This is a genomic window from Aliisedimentitalea sp. MJ-SS2 (assembly GCF_032586155.1).
GTDB lineage: Bacteria > Pseudomonadota > Alphaproteobacteria > Rhodobacterales > Rhodobacteraceae > JAWHTC01.
Genome location: NZ_JAWHTC010000001.1, coordinates 471825 through 488708 on the forward strand (window position 1 = coordinate 471825; position 16884 = coordinate 488708).

15 protein-coding genes are annotated in these 16884 nt (G+C 60.1%); 8 read left to right on the plus strand and 7 right to left on the minus strand.

From position 1 onward, the window contains the following. The first annotated feature begins 43 nt into the window (after nt 1-43). From RXV86_RS02270 to RXV86_RS02295, 6 genes are all read left to right on the plus strand, one after another. Nucleotides 44-1981: an NAD(P)-binding protein gene (locus RXV86_RS02270; protein WP_316297170.1), complete on the plus strand. Its 1938-nt coding sequence runs from the start codon at nt 44-46 to the stop codon at nt 1979-1981. 1 nt (nt 1982) lies between these two features. Further along, nucleotides 1983-2474 carry a hypothetical protein gene (locus tag RXV86_RS02275; RefSeq protein ID WP_316297171.1) on the plus strand — a complete coding sequence of 164 codons (492 nt, stop codon included), beginning with the start codon at nt 1983-1985 and terminating at the stop codon, nt 2472-2474. Then, a complete protein-coding gene (gene dsrO, locus RXV86_RS02280; RefSeq protein WP_316297172.1) occupies nt 2471-3283 on the plus strand; it encodes a sulfate reduction electron transfer complex DsrMKJOP subunit DsrO in 813 nt (270 codons plus the stop codon). The genes RXV86_RS02275 and dsrO overlap by 4 nt, the downstream gene beginning before the upstream one ends. A gap of 13 nt (nt 3284-3296) precedes the next feature. Beyond that, nucleotides 3297-4502, plus strand: coding sequence for an NrfD/PsrC family molybdoenzyme membrane anchor subunit (nrfD, locus tag RXV86_RS02285; RefSeq protein WP_316297173.1), 1206 nt, complete (start codon nt 3297-3299; stop codon nt 4500-4502). A gap of 75 nt (nt 4503-4577) precedes the next feature. Beyond that, nucleotides 4578-5591 carry a glycosyl transferase family protein gene (locus RXV86_RS02290; RefSeq protein WP_316297174.1) on the plus strand — a complete coding sequence of 338 codons (1014 nt, stop codon included), beginning with the start codon at nt 4578-4580 and terminating at the stop codon, nt 5589-5591. After that, on the plus strand, nt 5588-6958 hold the full coding sequence (locus tag RXV86_RS02295; protein ID WP_316297175.1) for a cobyrinate a,c-diamide synthase: 1371 nt from the start codon (nt 5588-5590) through the stop codon (nt 6956-6958). The genes RXV86_RS02290 and RXV86_RS02295 overlap by 4 nt, the downstream gene beginning before the upstream one ends. Before the next feature lie 116 nt (nt 6959-7074). On the opposite strand, the gene RXV86_RS02300 is transcribed toward RXV86_RS02295, so the two are convergent. The 3 genes from RXV86_RS02300 to RXV86_RS02310 all read right to left on the minus strand — a co-directional run bounded on the left by RXV86_RS02300 (nt 7075) and on the right by RXV86_RS02310 (nt 8859). After that, nucleotides 7075-7764 (minus strand): SH3 domain-containing protein, encoded by a 690-nt coding sequence (locus RXV86_RS02300; protein WP_316297176.1) that lies wholly within the window; start codon nt 7762-7764, stop codon nt 7075-7077. Between the two features lie 250 nt (nt 7765-8014). Next, complete coding sequence (locus RXV86_RS02305; RefSeq protein WP_316297177.1) at nt 8015-8239, minus strand: sulfurtransferase TusA family protein; 225 nt, start codon at nt 8237-8239, stop codon at nt 8015-8017. A 116-nt stretch (nt 8240-8355) separates the two neighbouring features. Continuing rightward, the gene (locus RXV86_RS02310; protein WP_316297178.1) at nt 8356-8859 is read right to left on the minus strand and encodes a DsrE/DsrF/DrsH-like family protein; all 504 of its coding nucleotides are present in this window, start codon (nt 8857-8859) and stop codon (nt 8356-8358) included. Nucleotides 8860-9038: 179 nt separating this feature from the next. On the opposite strand from RXV86_RS02310, the gene RXV86_RS02315 reads away from it, so the two are divergent. Together RXV86_RS02315 and RXV86_RS02320 are read left to right on the plus strand one after the other, a co-directional pair. Next, nucleotides 9039-9335, plus strand: coding sequence for a metalloregulator ArsR/SmtB family transcription factor (locus tag RXV86_RS02315; protein ID WP_316297179.1), 297 nt, complete (start codon nt 9039-9041; stop codon nt 9333-9335). 140 nt (nt 9336-9475) lie between these two features. Continuing rightward, nucleotides 9476-10567, plus strand: coding sequence for a YeeE/YedE family protein (locus RXV86_RS02320; protein ID WP_316297180.1), 1092 nt, complete (start codon nt 9476-9478; stop codon nt 10565-10567). Nucleotides 10568-10874: 307 nt separating this feature from the next. On the opposite strand, the gene RXV86_RS02325 is transcribed toward RXV86_RS02320, so the two are convergent. From RXV86_RS02325 to RXV86_RS02340, 4 genes are all read right to left on the minus strand, one after another. Further along, nucleotides 10875-12035: an Mrp/NBP35 family ATP-binding protein gene (locus RXV86_RS02325; protein WP_316297181.1), complete on the minus strand. Its 1161-nt coding sequence runs from the start codon at nt 12033-12035 to the stop codon at nt 10875-10877. Between the two features lie 74 nt (nt 12036-12109). Then, nucleotides 12110-12985 (minus strand): DmsC/YnfH family molybdoenzyme membrane anchor subunit, encoded by an 876-nt coding sequence (locus RXV86_RS02330; protein WP_316297182.1) that lies wholly within the window; start codon nt 12983-12985, stop codon nt 12110-12112. After that, a complete protein-coding gene (locus tag RXV86_RS02335) occupies nt 12985-13716 on the minus strand; it encodes a 4Fe-4S dicluster domain-containing protein (RefSeq protein WP_316297183.1) in 732 nt (243 codons plus the stop codon). The genes RXV86_RS02330 and RXV86_RS02335 overlap by 1 nt, the downstream gene beginning before the upstream one ends. Next, a complete protein-coding gene (locus RXV86_RS02340; RefSeq protein ID WP_316297184.1) occupies nt 13716-16550 on the minus strand; it encodes a molybdopterin oxidoreductase family protein in 2835 nt (944 codons plus the stop codon). The genes RXV86_RS02335 and RXV86_RS02340 overlap by 1 nt, the downstream gene beginning before the upstream one ends. Between the last annotated feature and the right edge of the window lie 334 nt (nt 16551-16884).

The window sequence follows — 16884 nt, forward strand, 5'->3', positions numbered from 1 at the left end:
CTCGCCCATTCGGCCCCCACGCAACGCGAAAGACTGAACCAACATGACCGAGCAGCCACTCACATTCCGGCGCTTTGAAGAAGGCGAAACCGCCGACGATTGGAATCTGGAAGAAAAGATCTTCAATGCCGACACGTCGCACAAGTGCCCGACCTACGTGCACAAGACGCCGCCGTGCCAGGGGTCGTGCCCGTCAGGCCACGAAATTCGTGGCTGGCTGGCGATTGCGCGCGGCATGGACAAACCACCGGTCGAGGGCATGGAATGGCAGGAATATGCGTTCCAGCGGATGGTCAGTGCCAACCCGTTCCCGGCCACAATGGGCCGGGTATGCCCCGCGCCCTGCGAAGCGGGCTGCAACCGCAACGAGGTCGACGACTATGTCGGCATCAACGCGGTTGAGCAGTATGTCGGCGACTGGGCCAACGAAAACGGCGTCAAGATGGGCGCGCCGGGGGCCTCGACCGGCCGCAAGGTTGCGGTGATCGGCGGCGGGCCTGCCGGTCTGGCGGCGGCCTATTACCTGCGCCTGGATGGTCACGACGTGTCGCTGTTCGAAGCACATGACAAGTTGGGCGGTATGATGCGGTACGGTATTCCGGAATACCGGACACCGCGCGCCATGCTGGACAGCGAAATCGACCGGATCATCGACATGGGCGTGGACGTTCACGTGAACACCCGCGTGGGCACGGACGTGACAGTCGAGAAACTGGAAGATGCGTTTGATGCGATTTTTTGGGCGATGGGTGCCCAGAACGGCCGGCCGTTGCCCATTCCGGGCTGGGAAGGCACCGAAAACTGCATCAACGGGATCGAGTTCCTGGACGCGTTCAACCAGGGCTATGTGCTTGGTACTGCTCAGAAAGTCGTGGTCGTCGGCGGTGGCGATACCTCGATCGACGTCGCCAGCGTGGCGCGGCGCCTGGGGCATATCACCGAAGTGAAGCCGTCGGAACACCCTGACGGAACGCTGATCGACTGGACAGCGCATGACGTGGCCGGGTCGGTGACGCGTGACGGGATGAAGGCGACGCTGACCTCGCTGTTCCCGGTGGAAGAAATGACCGCTGCCGAGCGCGAGCGCGAAGATGCCAAGCGCGAAGGTATCGACATCAAGGGCGGGGTGATGCCGCTTGAGGTGCTGAAGGACGATCAGGGTCGGGCAAGGGCGCTGAAAATGTGCGAATGCACCATGAAGGGCATGGTTCCCGAGCCGGTGGAAGGCACCGAGTTCGAGATCGAATGCGATATAGTCATCGCCGCCATCGGTCAGATGGGCGATTTCACCGGGCTGGACGGCCTGGGCAGCGAACGTGGGTTCATCGACGTTGATGGGGCCTACAAGGTCAAGGGCCGTGACAAGCATTTCGCCGGGGGCGACATCCTGAAGCCGCATCTTCTGACCACGGCGATTGGCCATGGCCGGATCGGGGCCGACGTGATCACCGACTTCCTGGATGATGGGAATATCACCAAGCGGCCCAAGGTTGACGTGCATCATTTCAGCCTGATGGAAGAGCTGCAACAGCGCGGGCGCGAGCCTGGGGTCTATGAAAAGGGTCAGAAGCGCGGAACCGATTCCGCAGCGAACGCGATCCACAACTACGAGGATCGGTCGAGCAATCAGATCGTTCCGCATGACGAGCTTTACAAGGGGCATTTCGAGTTTGTGAAACGCGAAGTGCGCGACGAGGTGCACATCGAGGCCAAGGACGTTCTTGGCAATTTCGAAGAGCGCATCATCGGTCTGAGTGAAGAGCAGGCGCAGAAGGAAGGCGAGCGTTGCATGTCCTGCGGGATGTGTTTCGAATGCGACAACTGCGTGATCTTCTGCCCGCAGGATGCTGTGCATCGGGTCAAGAAATCCGACCGTACCGTCGGCCGCTACGTTTATACCGACTATACCGCCTGTATCGGCTGTCATATCTGCGCGGATGTGTGCCCGACGGGCTATATCAAGATGGGACTGGGGGAATAACATGGCACGTCTGGCCGCTTTTCTGGTTTTTGTCCTGTCGCTTGCCGGGACGGCGCAAGCCGGGTCATTGTTGCCCGAAATTCCGAAAGCGACCGGGGAAGCCCATGCCGAGGGTAATGAGTTTTGGCGCAAGAACCACATGGACATGATGCAGCATGACCGTGATCTGACTCTTCGCATGGGCGAGAGGGACATCGAGGCGAGCCTGAAAGAGTGTTTTGAGTGCCACGCGGTCAAGGACGATCATGGCACGCCGGTAACCTATTCGAATGACAAGCATTTCTGCCGGGTTTGCCATGACTATGCCGCCGTGAAGGTGGATTGCTTCATGTGCCACCGCTCGACCCCGGACGGGGTGGATGAAAATGCCCAAGAGGGCAATTCCCACGCCGGTCTGATGAGCAGGCCGGAAGGGGATGCCGGGGAAGTCGCAGGGTATCTTGAGCGTGTTAAGCGCCCCGCGCGGCGCAACATGATGGAGGCAGGCGAATGAAGTTCCGTATGCCCGCAGAAAAGCCCATGGACAGCAAGCAGCCGCCTGCGGCCCGGGCTCAGGCGAAGAAGACGAACAAGGCCGAGATGACCCGGCGTGACCTGCTGCGCAGCGGTGCCGCCGTGGCGACGGCAACACTGGCCCCCGGCGTGACGCTGATGGCCTTTGGGGGATCGCCCGCCGAGGCCGCCGCTGCGGACGCCGGCAAGCGGTGGGGCCTGTTGATCGACGTCAGCAAATGCCAGGAAGATTGCAACGGCTGCGTCCAGGCCTGTTCCGAGGAAAACGGCTGGGAAAGCACCGGCCATCCTGAAACGGATGCGCAGTGGATCCGCAAGGTCACGCTGAAGAATACGGCCACCGGGCATACGCAAAGCATGCCGATGATGTGCCAGCATTGCGAAAGCCCGCCCTGCGTGGATGTTTGCCCGACAGGTGCCAGCATGAAACGTGCCGACGGGATCGTGTTGGTCGACAAGCACACCTGCATCGGCTGCCGCTACTGCATGATGGCCTGCCCGTTCAAGGCGCGGTCTTTCGTGCATGAGCCGGTGGTGAACCAGAAAAGCCACGCCCCGCGCGGGCAGGGCACGGTGGAAAGCTGCACCCTGTGTGTACACCGGGTGGACAAGGGTGGTACGCCAGCTTGTGTCGAGGCCTGCGCGGCCGCCGGGCACGACGCGATCATCTTTGGCGATCTCAAGGATCCCAACAGCGAAATCTCAAAACGGCTGGCGGAGTATCCGTCGGTAGCGCTGCGCCCCGATCTCAATGTGAACCCCGGGGTTCGTTACAGCAACTTCGGTTAAGGGGGCGTCGATCATGGCAATGGACCGGACTATCTATCGCGAGATCAAGGCCACGGGCGGGGTGTGGAGCCTTGCCATTCTGCTGGGAGCCTTTGTGGCTGCCGCCATGGGCTCGGTCATCTATGTCGAACATCACGGCCATATTGTGACCGGCATGAACAATTCGGTCGTCTGGGGCCTGCCGCATGTGTTTGCGATCTTTTTGATCGTGGCGGCGTCAGGAGCGTTGAACGCCGCCTCGATTGCCTCGGTGTTTGGCCAGGCGCCGTACAAGCCGATTGCGCGGCTCTCAGCGGTTCTGGCGATGTCTCTTCTGGTTGGGGGGCTTGCCGTTCTGGTGCTGGACCTCGGTCGTCCGGATCGCCTGCTGGTGGCGATGACCACCTATAATTTCAAGTCGATCTTCAGCTGGAACATCTACCTCTATACCGGGTTCCTAGCGGTGGTTGCTGCGTATCTGTTCGTGCAGATGAGCCGGATCGATTACAAATACGTCCGCATTGTCGGTACTGCGGCCTTCCTGTGGCGGCTGGCGTTGACCACAGGTACCGGCTCGATCTTTGGCTGGCTGGTGGCGCGCCCGGGTTATGACGCGGCGATCATGGCACCGCTCTTTATCGCCATGTCGTTCAGCTTTGGTCTGGCGATGTTCATCCTGGTTCTGACTATGCTGTTCAAACTGTCGGGCCGTAAATTCGGCAGTGGTCTGCGGTTGCGGATGGGCAATCTGCTGGCGCTGTTTGCGGCGGCTGTTCTCTATTTCACCATCGTGCAGCACCTGACCGCGATGTATGCCGCAGAGCATGCCGGGTTTGAACGGTTCATCCTGCTGGAAGGCGGGCATGTGACCTTCCTGTTCTGGGTGGTGCAGGTGTTGATCGGGGGCATCCTGCCGATTGCGCTGATCTATCTGCCGACCATCCGTGACAGCGATTCCGAACCGGTCTGGGCGTCGGTTTTTGTTGTCATTGGCGGGCTGGCGCAGGTTTATGTGATCGTTGTCGGCGGGCAGCTCTACCCGATGGAGGTCTTCCCGGGTTACGAGGTGACGGCCAGCGCCTTTGGTGATGGCGAGATTGCCAGCTATGCGCCGAAATGGAGCGAGGTTGTTCTGGGCCTTGGCGGTGTTGCAATCTCGCTTCTGGCGGTGGGGGCTGCGGCCAAGTTTTTGCGCATCCTGCCGACGAACCTGACCGAGGTGAACGTACCGCAGGATTGATCCCCCCTTGCGAAAGGGGCGCTTGCGCCCTTATCTGCGGGGGCAAGAAGCGTGACCGGCAATAAGGGACATGTGATGACCGCGCAGACACAGCACCCGTTTTCGAAATTCGTGGCCATCCTGGGCCGCGGCAAGACCAAACAGCGTCATCTGACGCTGGAGGAAAGCCGCGAGGCGATGGAGATGCTCTTGCGCGGCGAGGCGGTGCCGGAGCAGATCGGCGCCTTTCTGATGCTTTTGCGCCTGAAAGAGGAAGCCCCGAGCGAGATTGCGGGGTTCGCCATGGGCACCCAAGCGACGTTCGAATTGCCGGATGATCTTCCTCCGGTCGATATCGACTGGTCGTCTTATGCCGGTAAGCGCATCCAGCTGCCGTGGTACATGCTGAGCGTGCTGGCGATGGTGAACGGCGGGCATAGCGTGCTGATGCATGGCACCGAAGGCCATACGCCGGGACGGGTCTATACCAGCGAGGTGCTTGAGTATCTGGGCCTGCCAATTGCGGGGTCTCTGGATGAAGCGGCAGCGCAAATCCGAGAGAACAAGTTCGCTTATGTGCCGCTGGAAGTTATGAGCCCGACGCTGCGCGACATGATCAACCTGCGCCCGGTCCTGGGCTTGCGCAGCCCGGTGCACTCGTTCTCGCGCATGCTGAACCCGCTCAACGCCAAGACAGTGATGGTGGGGATTTTCCACCGGGGCTTCATGGATATCCATGCTGGCGCGGCGCAGATGATGGGCATGGAGAACATGGGTGTGTTCCGCGGCGAAGGCGGCGAAGTGGAACGCCGGCCGAACAAGCCGACTCAGGTCTGGATGACCCATGGCGACGACGAGCCGGTGGTCGAAACTTGGCCGCAGCTTTTGCCCGACGGTCACCAGCCCCCCGACGAAGAGATGGACCTCAAGCGCCTGGTCGATGTCTGGACCGGCAAGGAAGAAGACTCCTATGCTATGGCATCCATCACGGGCACCATTGCCGTGACCCTGCGCACCATGGGTAAGGCGGGTTCGATGGCGGAAGCCGAAGAGATGGCCCAGACCATCTGGGCTGCACGCGACAAGGGCTTTTTGCCCTTGAAGGCATGAGCAGTTTTCCCAGATTCATGATCTCGGCGGCGCACAAGTCGTCGGGGAAAACCGTGGTCTCGATGGGGCTGTCGGCGGCGTTGCAGGCGGCTGGGGATGATCTGGCGACCTTCAAGAAGGGGCCGGACTATATTGACCCGATGTGGTTGGGCGCGGCCAGCGGGCGGCCCTGTTACAACCTTGATTTCAACGCGATGGAACACGAGGAAATCCGTGGGTTTTTTGCGTCACGCGCGCGGGCGCTGAACCTGATCGAAGCCAACAAGGGGCTCTATGACGGGATGGCGCCGGATGGCTCGGATGCCAACGCGGCTTTGGCGAAACTGCTGGACTTGCCAGTGGTGCTGGTGATCGACACATTGGGCCTGAGCCGTGGGATTGCGCCGCTGTTGATGGGCTACCAGGCGTTTGATCCAGACGTAAACATCGCCGGTGTGATCCTCAACAAAGTGGGCGGAGCGCGCCATGAAGGCAAGCTGCGCCGTGCCGTCGAGACCTATTCCGGTCTGCCGGTGTTGGGCGCAGTGTGGCGCAATGCCGAACTGGAAATTGGCGAGCGGCATCTGGGACTGACCACGCCGAACGAGACCAGCGACCGTGATGCAGTGATCGAGCGGATTGGCCGGGTTGTTGGCAGTTCGGTAGAGCTCGATGGTCTTCGGGATCTGGCCGCGACTGCGTCGGACATGGAAGGCGTCGAGATGCCGAGACCGTCCGTCAGGACCGGAGAGGGGCTGCGTGTGGGTTATGCTCGCGATGCGGCGTTTGGCTTCTATTACCCTGACGACCTTGAAGATTTCGAGGCCGCTGGTGCCGAGATGGTGCCGATCGACATGATCAACGATGCCAAACTACCAGACGTGGACGCCTTGTTTATCGGCGGCGGTTTCCCCGAGATGCGGGCGGCAGAGCTGTCAGCAAATGCGAGCATGCGGGCCTCGGTCAAGGCGGCGCTGGAGGGCGGATTGCCGGCCTATGCCGAGTGCGGCGGGCTGATGTATCTGAGCGAAGGCATCGACTGGGGCGAAGACCGCCACGAGATGGTGGGGTTCATCCCGGGGCGGTCGACCATGCACCGCGTGCCGCAGGGACGGGGGCTGGTGCGCTATGACTGCACCGAGGCCAACCCGTGGGGCAGCGCGGGCCGCGAGATCAGGGCACATGAGTTTCACTATGCCTCGCTTGACGGGGTGCCTGAGGGGCTGACCTGGGCCCGCAAGATCACCCGGGGGCATGGCACGGATGGCAAGCGTGACGCGATTGTGAAGGCCAATACCGTGGCCGGGTTTATCCATCTGCGCAGCACGGGGCAGGTGCCTTGGGTGCCGGGATTCCTCGGGTTTGCGCAGAAGTGCAAAGCCGGGTGAACTTCGCAGACAGTATGCGGTCGCCCTGAGAGCGGGATTGCTTTGCGTGGTCAAATTCTGTTTCGATATGCCCGCATCATGGGGTGATTTCTGTCCAATCAGGTTACCGGTTCGGATCAATCGCCGGCTATGAATACCGTCATTTGCCAGGAACCGTTTTTGTAGGCGAAAAAAGCCCGGTAATCGACGGCTGACCTGAGATAGTCGCCGTGCGTGTAGCCCGTTGTTCCATTGACGAGCCTAACCCTCTGGAACGGTGTACCCTCTCCTTCTTCCAGCAAGGTAACGATGTCATAACTCAGGCGGGTAATGACAGGGCTGGTCAAGGTAGGTTGGCTGCGAAGCGCGACGCGATCACCTGTTACAAAATAGGTTTCAAAAGGATCGGCTGTTTCCGGCAAATCCACTGACCAAGTGTAAGGCGCAACAAAAACTGTCCCGTTTTCCTGGAACCGCCCGCCAAGCCGAAGTGTTTTTTCCAATTCTGCCCAGTTTTCCGCTCGCATTTTTGATGCCAGGTGGCGGTATTCATCTGACAGATTGTCAGGGTTCACGGTTAGTTTTTCCCGCAATGCGTCGCGACCGGCTGTTCCTCCGAAACTGAGGTGGATGTCCTTGCTTGCCTGACGGACGACATACTCCACGTCGCGCCGCTCAATTGCCTTCAAGAGTTGGTCGCGAAAAGCGGAAAAGCTTTGACTTGTCGGCCCTTCATCAACGGGGGGCGCGCGGAGCGACTGCGCCGAAATGATCGTGGATACTGAGGTGGCAAGTGCGAGGACAGTTGCGAAAAGAGTCTTCTTCATGCGCCATGGATACCATGTAGCGCACAATTGCTGCAACGATGACGGAAAAATCACTCGTTGTCGGTCTCCACGCTAACACGGATTTATTACCGCTACAGCATTGGTCGATCAGGGCGCGGATGGAATCTTGGCAAACGTTGATCATTTGTTGACCTTGGTTCACCCCCGGTCAGCGGTGAACTTTGCAAAAAAAAGAAAACCCCGCCGCGAGAGTCGCGCCGGGGCTTTCAATTTCAACAGGTTCGAGCGATCAGGTGCGCTTGATTTCGAACGTGTAGACATCGCCTTCCGAGCCTTGGCTCAGCAGTTCGTTGCCGGTCTGATTGCAGAAGGCTGCGAAGTCGGCAACCGAGCCGGGGTCGGTGGCCTGGATTTCAAGCACCTGGCCGGCGCTCATGCCTTTGAGGGCTTTCTTTGCTTTCAGAATCGGGAGCGGGCAGTTCAGGCCCTTTGCGTCCAGAGTTTGGTCAGCCATGGGAATATCTCCTCCGTATGAGATGGTTGTTTGATGAGGGTTAAGCCCGAACCAGACCTACTGCGCAACTGGTCATAGCAGCGCATGCAGGCGTGACTGGTCAGGACCTGGCCGGTTTAGATGAACAGATTGATGTCCGACTTGAGTGCGGTTTCCATATAGGTGGCCGCGCCGCCGATTTCCATTTCGTCCAGCATGTCGGCACGGTCGTATTCAAACAGATCGAGCGTCATCTGGCAGCCGATCATGCGAATGTCGAGATCGACAGAGGCTTCGCGCAGATCTTCGATCGAGGCGACGCCTTTCTTCTTCATCAGGTTCTTCATCATGCCGCCGGCCATGCTGCCCATGCCGGGAAGCATGCTGAGCATGTTGGGCATCGCCATGTGGCCACCCATCATCGGCATTTCCATCGCGGCGTTGCCGAGCGGGGTGAATTTCAGGTTCAGATCTTTCTTCAACAGCGGCAGGCCATAGAAGGTGAAGAACATGGTCACGTCCACGTCCATTGCCGCCGCAGTGGTGCCAAGGATGAAGGGCGGGTAAGCCCAGTCCAGCGACCCCTTGGTGATGATGATCGACATGCTCTTGGCATTGTCCAGATCGCTGTTATCCAGCATAGCGCTTCCTCCGAGAAAGGTTCCAACATTTGAATATTACAATATTGGGTGAAGAAATCGAGTCAATCTTGTGTATTATTGCTGAAAATCTTGCGTTTTTATGCTTGTTTTCGGCAGTCGTAGGGATTTAGGCTTTTGAAACAGGGTACTTGGCTGCCCTAGAGGAGAGTAGGCGTCACATGGATTTGAGCGTTCTTGAGGAGAATTCCACCAAGGCCAGCGCGCTTTTACGGGTGATGTCGAACGAAAAGCGGCTGATGATCCTTTGCAACCTCTTGGACGGGGAGCGTTCGGTCCAGCAATTGCAGGAAGCAACCGGGCTGGGGCAGTCGACTGTCAGCCAGCAGCTGGCCGTGATGCGGGGCGAGCGGATCGTGAAGCATCGGCGCGAGGCGCAATCCGTATTCTATGAAATCGACAGCCCCGAGGCGGCGGCGCTGCTGGAAACCCTGCACGGCATTTACTGCGGGGCTTGATTACCTCAAACACCAATGAAATGGGGCGCACGGGAGCGAGGTGCTTTGTTGTGTCATCCGAAAAAATCACATATGCTAATTTGTGATTGGGAGGGCCCGGGTGTGCGAACGGCGCGGGCAAATGCATCGAGGGAGAAACGATGATCGACGCATGGAAGGAAGTCGCGGTTGAGAACGCGGCAATGTATATCGGCGTGGGCGGATTGCTGATCGGGTTGGTATTTGGTGCGATCCTGGTGCGGACGAATTTCTGCACCATGGGGTCGCTGTCGGATATTGCGAATTTCGGAGATTGGCGGCGGTTCCGGTCGTGGCTGACGGCGATTGCGGTGGCGATGATCGGGGTGTTCTGGATTGAGCGGACCGGCTTTGCCGACATGACGGCAAGTCTTTACCTGTCACCGAGGCTGATGTGGGGCGGCCATATCGCCGGTGGGCTGGTGTTCGGTATCGGCATGGTTCTGGCCGGTGGCTGCGTGTCGAAAAACCTGGCCCGTGCGGGCGGAGGTGACATACGCTCGCTTATCGTTTTATGGCTGATCGGTGGTACCGCCTATATGACCATCGGCGGGCTTTTCGCCGAAAGCCGGGTGGCATTCATCGATGCCACCAGTACCGACCTGTCTGCACTGGGGGCTCAGGATCAGGCCCTGGATACGATCCTGGCTTCGGCAACCGGGCTATCGGCGAGCATGGCGCAGTTAATCACCGTGGTCGTTCTGGCCGGTGGGATGCTGGTTTATGCCTTCTCAGACAAAGGGTTCCGCAGCTCGCCCACGCATGTGATCGCGGGGATTGGTATCGGGCTCTTGGTGGTTGCAGGCTGGGTTCTTACGGCGTTCACATTTGACGAGTTTGCCGACAACCCGACGCTGGCCTCGCTGAGCTATGTCCGCCCGGCGGGCGACAGTATCGACTATTTCATGCGCTATACCGCCGACAAGATTCCGGGTTTTGCGGTGACCACGACGGTCGGGGCGCTGTTTGGGGCGTTCTTCATGTCGCTGGCGCTGGGCAAGTTTCACCTGGCAACGTTTTCGAACCCCCAGGATACCATTCTCAACCTCGTTGGGGCCGGGATGATGGGGGTTGGCGGTGTGACCGCACTGGGTTGCACAGTTGGGCAGGCCGTGACCGGGTTTTCGACCCTGGCGCTGGGCTCGCTGATCACCTTCCTGGCCATTATCGTTGGCGGGTTGATCGGGCTGAAAGCGATGGAGCGGTTCATCTGAGCGTCACTCTTAACCAAATCTGAACGGAACGCCCCGGAGGGTTAATCACCCTCCGGGGCGGTTTCTTTTGGGCGCTGGCACCTGTCTGCTTTCTGTCCGGCATCTGTCGGGCGTTCGGTGGGGCATGGATTGGTTAGGGAATGGGTTAATGGCGCGTGCGGTGGGGTAAGCTGGGTGTAGTGGTTTCGAATTGGCTGCGCCAATCCGACCGGTTGGGGGGCGCTGCCCCCCAGACCCCCCGGGATATTTCTGGCAAGAGGAAGGGGCGCGCCGGATTCGACTTCGGCCCGCCTTATGTTTTTGATGCTTACTCGTCGTCGGTTTCCGGGAACATCCGGGCCGCCACGTTCAGCGCGATCTTTTTGTAGAGCGCGGTGTGGGTGCTGTCGGGTTGGCTGACCACCACTGGCGTGCCGGCGTCCGAGTTTTCGCGGATGTCCATGTGCAGCGGGATCGCACCGAGGAAGGGTACGCCTAGGCGGCGGGCGTCTTCTTCTGCTCCGCCATGGCCGAAGATGTCCGACGGCTTGCCGCAATGGGGGCAGATGAAGGTGCTCATGTTTTCGATGATGCCATAGATCGGCACGTCGACATTCTTGAACATGTTGAGCCCCTTGCGGGCGTCGATCAGCGCCAGGTCCTGCGGGGTCGAGACGATCACCGCGCCGGTCAACGGCGTTTGTTGCGCCATGGTCAATTGCGCGTCACCGGTGCCCGGGGGCATGTCGAGGACGAGGACGTCGAGCCCGCCCCAGTCGACCTCACGGGTGAACTGCATCAGGGCCGAGACGACCATGGGACCGCGCCAGATGACCGGGTTTTCCTCTTCCATGAAGAAGCCCATCGACATGACCTTGATGCCGTATTTCTCGATCGGGAAGACGCGGTCGCCTTCGATGCGGGGCTGCTCGTGGATGCCCATCAGCTTGGGCGCGGAGGGGCCGTAGATGTCGGCGTCGAGCAGGCCGACGCGGAAGCCCAAGGTGGACAGGGCCAGAGCGATGTTGGTCGAGCAGGTCGATTTACCGACGCCGCCCTTGCCCGAGGCCACGGCGAGGATCGCCTTGATACCGGGGATCGGTTCCATCTCGGGGCGGTTGTCGGGGCCCTTGGCCTCGGTCGGGCGTTTCTTGAGGCGCGGGATCGTGGTCGGGGTGCTGGGGGCTGTTGCAGGCGCGGGCGCGGCGGCGACCTTGCCGGTCTGCGATGCAGGAGCCGCATCGGATTTGTCTGAGGTCAGGACCACTAGCACATGATCGACCCCGTCGAGCGGTTTGATCTTGTCTTCGATCGCCTGCTGGATGGCGGGCAAATCGCCGGAGAAGCCTTCGGGGACGTGCACCGGGATGATGACCTTGCCGTCCTCCATCGCGATTTCGTTTGCGACGATCATACCGGACATCACGAGGTTCGGGTGGACCCCGGCGACGGGGATGGTTTGTAGGCGGGCGAGGATGACTTTTTTCATCGGATAGGTCTCTTTCGTTCGCACGGAAAAACGGAGGCCGGGCGTGAGACCCGGCCTCTTTGATATAGGATTGATTACTTGCCGTAGTAGAGGCGGACCACGTGGGCGGCCTCGGCAAAGAAGAGCCAGCGGGCGGCCAGAAGGCCGATCAGGTGCAGTACGATCATCAACAGGCCCATCATGTGACCCACCGGGAAGGCAAAGATGATCAGCACTGGTATCACCACGGCGCAAAGTAGGGCAATGACACGCAGTTTCAGCGCGTGCTTGCGACCCACGTCATAAGCCATTTCATGTAGCAGGTAGTTCTGCCCGGAATGGGGTGGTTCGAGCAGGCGGGTCTTGCCGATGCGCCCGAGGCCGGTGGCAGTTTCCAGCGTGCTGTCGCCGGTGGCACCCTTGGCGTCACCCTGCATCCAGGCAATGATCTGGAGCGCGCCGAGAGCGATAAGGAATGCCGCAGCGGCCTTGAGCGAGTTGCTGAGCATCGCGCCACCCGCGAGGGCGAAGAGCAGGAAGATGATCGGCGTCAGCGGCGTGTTCCAGCGCGGAACGGTCTTGAGCTGGGTGTAGATCATCGAGGTGGTAAACACCGTGATCAGGGCAAAGATCGCCCCGAGGATGCCAAAGGCCTGAAGTCTCATCGTGTCGAGGAAGACCTGTTCAAAGGCGTAGGGCGCCATGACCAGCAGGGTGAGCACGGCCATGATGCCTTCGCGGCTGAGCCAGCTGGAGCGCCATTGCGAGAAGGCCTTGATCGCGTTCTTCTTGTTGCCGAGGTGGAAGGTTGAGGCGAGCAGACCGCCGACGGCCATGCCATAGCCCAACAGGTAGAAGACGAAAGCCGTCATGCCACCAACGGGCGGCAGGCCAAGGCCGAGAAAAGCCAGAAGCCCGAAGCCGAGACCGGAAAAGGCGGTGAAAAGGATTACAGAGGGTGCCGGATGCATCAGATGGCCTCCAGTGCTTTGTCGAGCCAGGCAAGGAAGCCTTTGGGCTCGGTATTGGTTCCGTTGAGGGGCGCGTCGCCGGGCGTGTCCTTGGGACGCGGCGGCAAGTATTTGTTGACCGGCTTGGTGCCCATTTCGGGCATCAGGTCCATACCACCGCGTTCGGCGCTGAGTTTGCTGACCGTCGAGTTCGGGTCGTTGAAATCGCCAAAGTGCCGGGCCCCGGCGGGGCAGGTGCGCACGCAGGCGGGAACGCGGTCTTCTTCCGGCAGGTTCTCGTTATAGATCCGGTCGACGCAGAGCGTGCATTTCTTCATCACCCCGGCGGCAAGGTCGAGTTCCCGTGCGCCGTAAGGGCAGGCCCAGGCGCAGAGACCGCAGCCCATGCAATCGTTTTCGTTGACCAGAACGATGCCATCCTCGGCCCGCTTGTAGCTGGCCCCGGTGGGGCAGACGGTGACGCAGGGCGCGTCCTCGCAATGCAGGCAGGATTTGGGGAAGTGGACCGTTTGGGAACAGCCGCTTGCGGGCTGTGCCTCGAAGGTGTGCACGCGGTTGAGAAAACTGCCGTGCGGTTCGGCACCATAGGCGTCCTGGTCCGACAGGGGCACACCGTAGTTCGAGGTGTTCCATTCCTTGCAGTTCACCACGCAGGCGTGACAGCCGACGCAGGTATCAAGGTCGATGGCGAGACCGAGCTTTTTCTCGGTCGATGCGGGAAGCGTTGTCATTAGAATTCCTCCCCGTAGGCGACATCTTCGGGGCCTTGACCCACCGGTGACTTATGCGCGGGATGTGCCGGTTCGGACACGTTGGTATCGCCCGGCGGTGCCTTTTCGATCTTGACCCGCAGGTCGAACCAGGCGGCCTGACCCGTGACCGGGTCTGAGTTGGCCCAGCGACGTCCGTCGCCCTTGGGCGGCAGAAGTTCATTGATCAAGTGGTTGAGAAGGAAGCCTTTTGTGGCCTCCTGCGCATCCTCGGACAGGGCCCATGCGCCGCGCTTTTTGCCGATGGCGTTCCACGTCCAGACGGTGTTTTCGTTCAAGGCATCCATCCGGGCGACCTGACATTTGATCTTGCCATGGGTTGAGGTCACATAGGCCCAGTCGTCGTCTTCGCTAAAGCCGTTTTCTTCCCAGATCTTGGTGGGAACATAGAGCTTGTTGACGCCGGTGATCTGGCGCAGCCACGCGTTTTGGCTGCCCCACGAGTGATACATGTGCATCGGACGCTGGGTCAGGGCGTGGATCGGGTATTCATCCTTGTCGACCATGGTCTCTTCGATGGGTTCATACCATTCGGGCAGGGGCGTCATGGTTGCCTTGACCTGCTCGCGCAGGTGTTCCGGCGGCTGGATGTCGCCATGGCCTTCGGCGGCGCGTTGCAGTTTGCGCATCGGTTCAAGGTAAAGGTTGAAGACGTAGGGCGCGGCCTTGTCGAAGAGGCCGATTTCGACCGCCCAATCCTGGTAATGCTGGTTCCACGGTTTGTAGAACTGGGCATTTTCCGGGATGTGGTTGATCCAGAAGCCACCGTTTTCGATGTATTTTTCCAGCTGTTTCGGGTTCGGAGCGCCGCGACCGTTTTGGTCGCCATCTTCGCCACGGAAACCGGCCAGGGGGCCGACGCCGGGGCGACGTTCGTGGCTGACGATATAGTCGGCGTAATCGGCGTATTTCTGGCTGCCGTCATCGTTGACGAAACCGGGCAGGCCAAGACGGCCGCCAAGGTCACACAGCGCCGATTGGAAACCTTTGACGTCGCGGTCGGGTTCGACCACGGGCCAGCGAATGCTGTCGGCGGCGGCTTCGGCCTCGCAGATCGGACGATCCAAGAGCGAGATACAGTCGTGACGTTCCAGGTAAGTGGTGTCGGGCAGAACGAGGTCTGCGAAGGCCACCGTTTCCGAGCTATAGGCGTCGGAATAGATGAAATGCGGGATCACGTAGTCACCGTTTTCGTCCCGATCGGTCAGCATCTTGATGACCTCGGTGGTGTTCATGGTCGAGTTCCATGCCATGTTCGCCATGTACATGAACAGCGTGTCGATCTTGTAAGGATCGCCCGCGTGGGCGTTCGAGATGACCATATGCATGAGGCCGTGGGCGCTGAACGGGTTCTCCCAAGTAAAGGCCTTGTCGATCCGCTTGGCGCTGCCATCTTCGTTAATCAGAAGATCCTCGGGGCCCATCGGGTAGCCCAGGTGCGGACCATCCAGCGGCTTGCCGGGGGTCACGCCTGCGTGGGGCTTGGGGTGGGCCTCGGGCGGCTTGGGGTAGGGCGGTTTGAAGCGGAAGCCGCCGGGAACCTCGACCGAGCCGAGCAGGATCTGCAGCATGTGCAGGGCGCGGGCGGTTTGGAAGCCGTTCGAGTGGGCCGAGATTCCGCGCATCGAGTGGAAGGAGACCGGGCGACCGATCATCTTGGAATGCTTCTCGCCCTTCCAGTCGGTCCATTCGACGTCGAGTTCGATTTCCTCGTCAAAAGCGACGCGGGCCAGTTCGGCGGCGGTGGATTTGATCTTTTCTGCGGTCAGGCCGCATTGCGCAGCGATGTTTTCCGGCGCGTATTGCTCGTCGAGGTATTTCTCGGCCAGAAGCTGGAACGCGGGTTTAAAGGTGATGCCGCCCTTGCGGATGTTGCCAGCAAGGTCGGGCATGACGCCTTTCTTGTCATATTTTGCCGCTTTGCCGGTGGCGCGGTCGATGACCTGCGGGGTGCCGTCCTTGTCGCGCAGGAACAGGCCATAATCGGCGTCTTCGGGGTTGTCGTTCACCAGGAAGCCCGAGTTGGTGTAGCGGCTGAGGTAGTTGAGGTCGACCTTGCCGGCCTTCAGCAGTTCGTGAATCATCGCCATGATGAAGAGGCCATCGGTGCCTGGTGTGATACCGATCCAGTCGTCGGCGATGGCGTTATAGCCCGAGCGGATCGGGTTGACGCCGATGACACGGCCACCGCGGGATTTCAGTTTGCCAAGGCCGATCTTGATCGGGTTGCTGTCGTGGTCTTCGGCGACGCCGAAGATCATGAAGAGCTTGGTACGGTCCCAATCGGGTTGGCCGAACTCCCAGAAGGCGCCGCCCATGGTGTAGATGCCGCCAGCGGCCATGTTGACCGAGCAGAAACCGCCGTGAGCGGCATAGTTCGGGGTGCCGAACGCTTGCGCCCAGAAGGAGGTGAAGCTCTGCGACTGGTCGCGACCGGTGAAGAAGGCCAGTTTCTCGGGGGCCTTTTCACGCAGCGGGGCCAGCCAGCCCTCGGCGATGGTGTAGGCCTCTTCCCAGGAGATTTCCTCGAACTCGCCCGAGCCACGCGGGCCGACACGTTTCAGAGGCGCGCGCAGGCGCGAGGGGGCATAGTGCTGCATGATGCCCGCGCTGCCCTTGGCGCAGAGCACGCCCTGGTTCACCGGGTGATCGCGGTTGCCCTCGATGTATTTGACCTTGCCGTCCTGCATGTGGACGTTGATGCCGCAACGGCAGGCGCACATATAACATGTCGTCTTGCGCACCTCGTCCGAAACCTTGGGAGAGGGGCGCGCCGCCACCTTCGTATCCGTCATGAGAGTCCCTGTCTTGAGCTTTGGTATCTTTATATTTGCATATGACGATACATTAGTCATGTCGTCAAAGATTCACAAAAGGATTAGTTGACGCGGGGGGAGAATTGTAAGGCCAGAGTGCAAAGCCCATCGGGCCAGATGGTAATGCATTGAAAACCAATGGTTTTATTATTGGTGCGCCAGAAATGGCGGTGTCAGGGGCGCGCTGGGAGCGGCAAACTGCCCCATGGAGGGGCGGATGTGGCGATTCGTCGTAATTGTCGGCGAAAACGAATCAAATTCAATGGAACCGTGGGCACAATGGCAAAAATGAGGCGGGTTTTCAGGGCGGTGG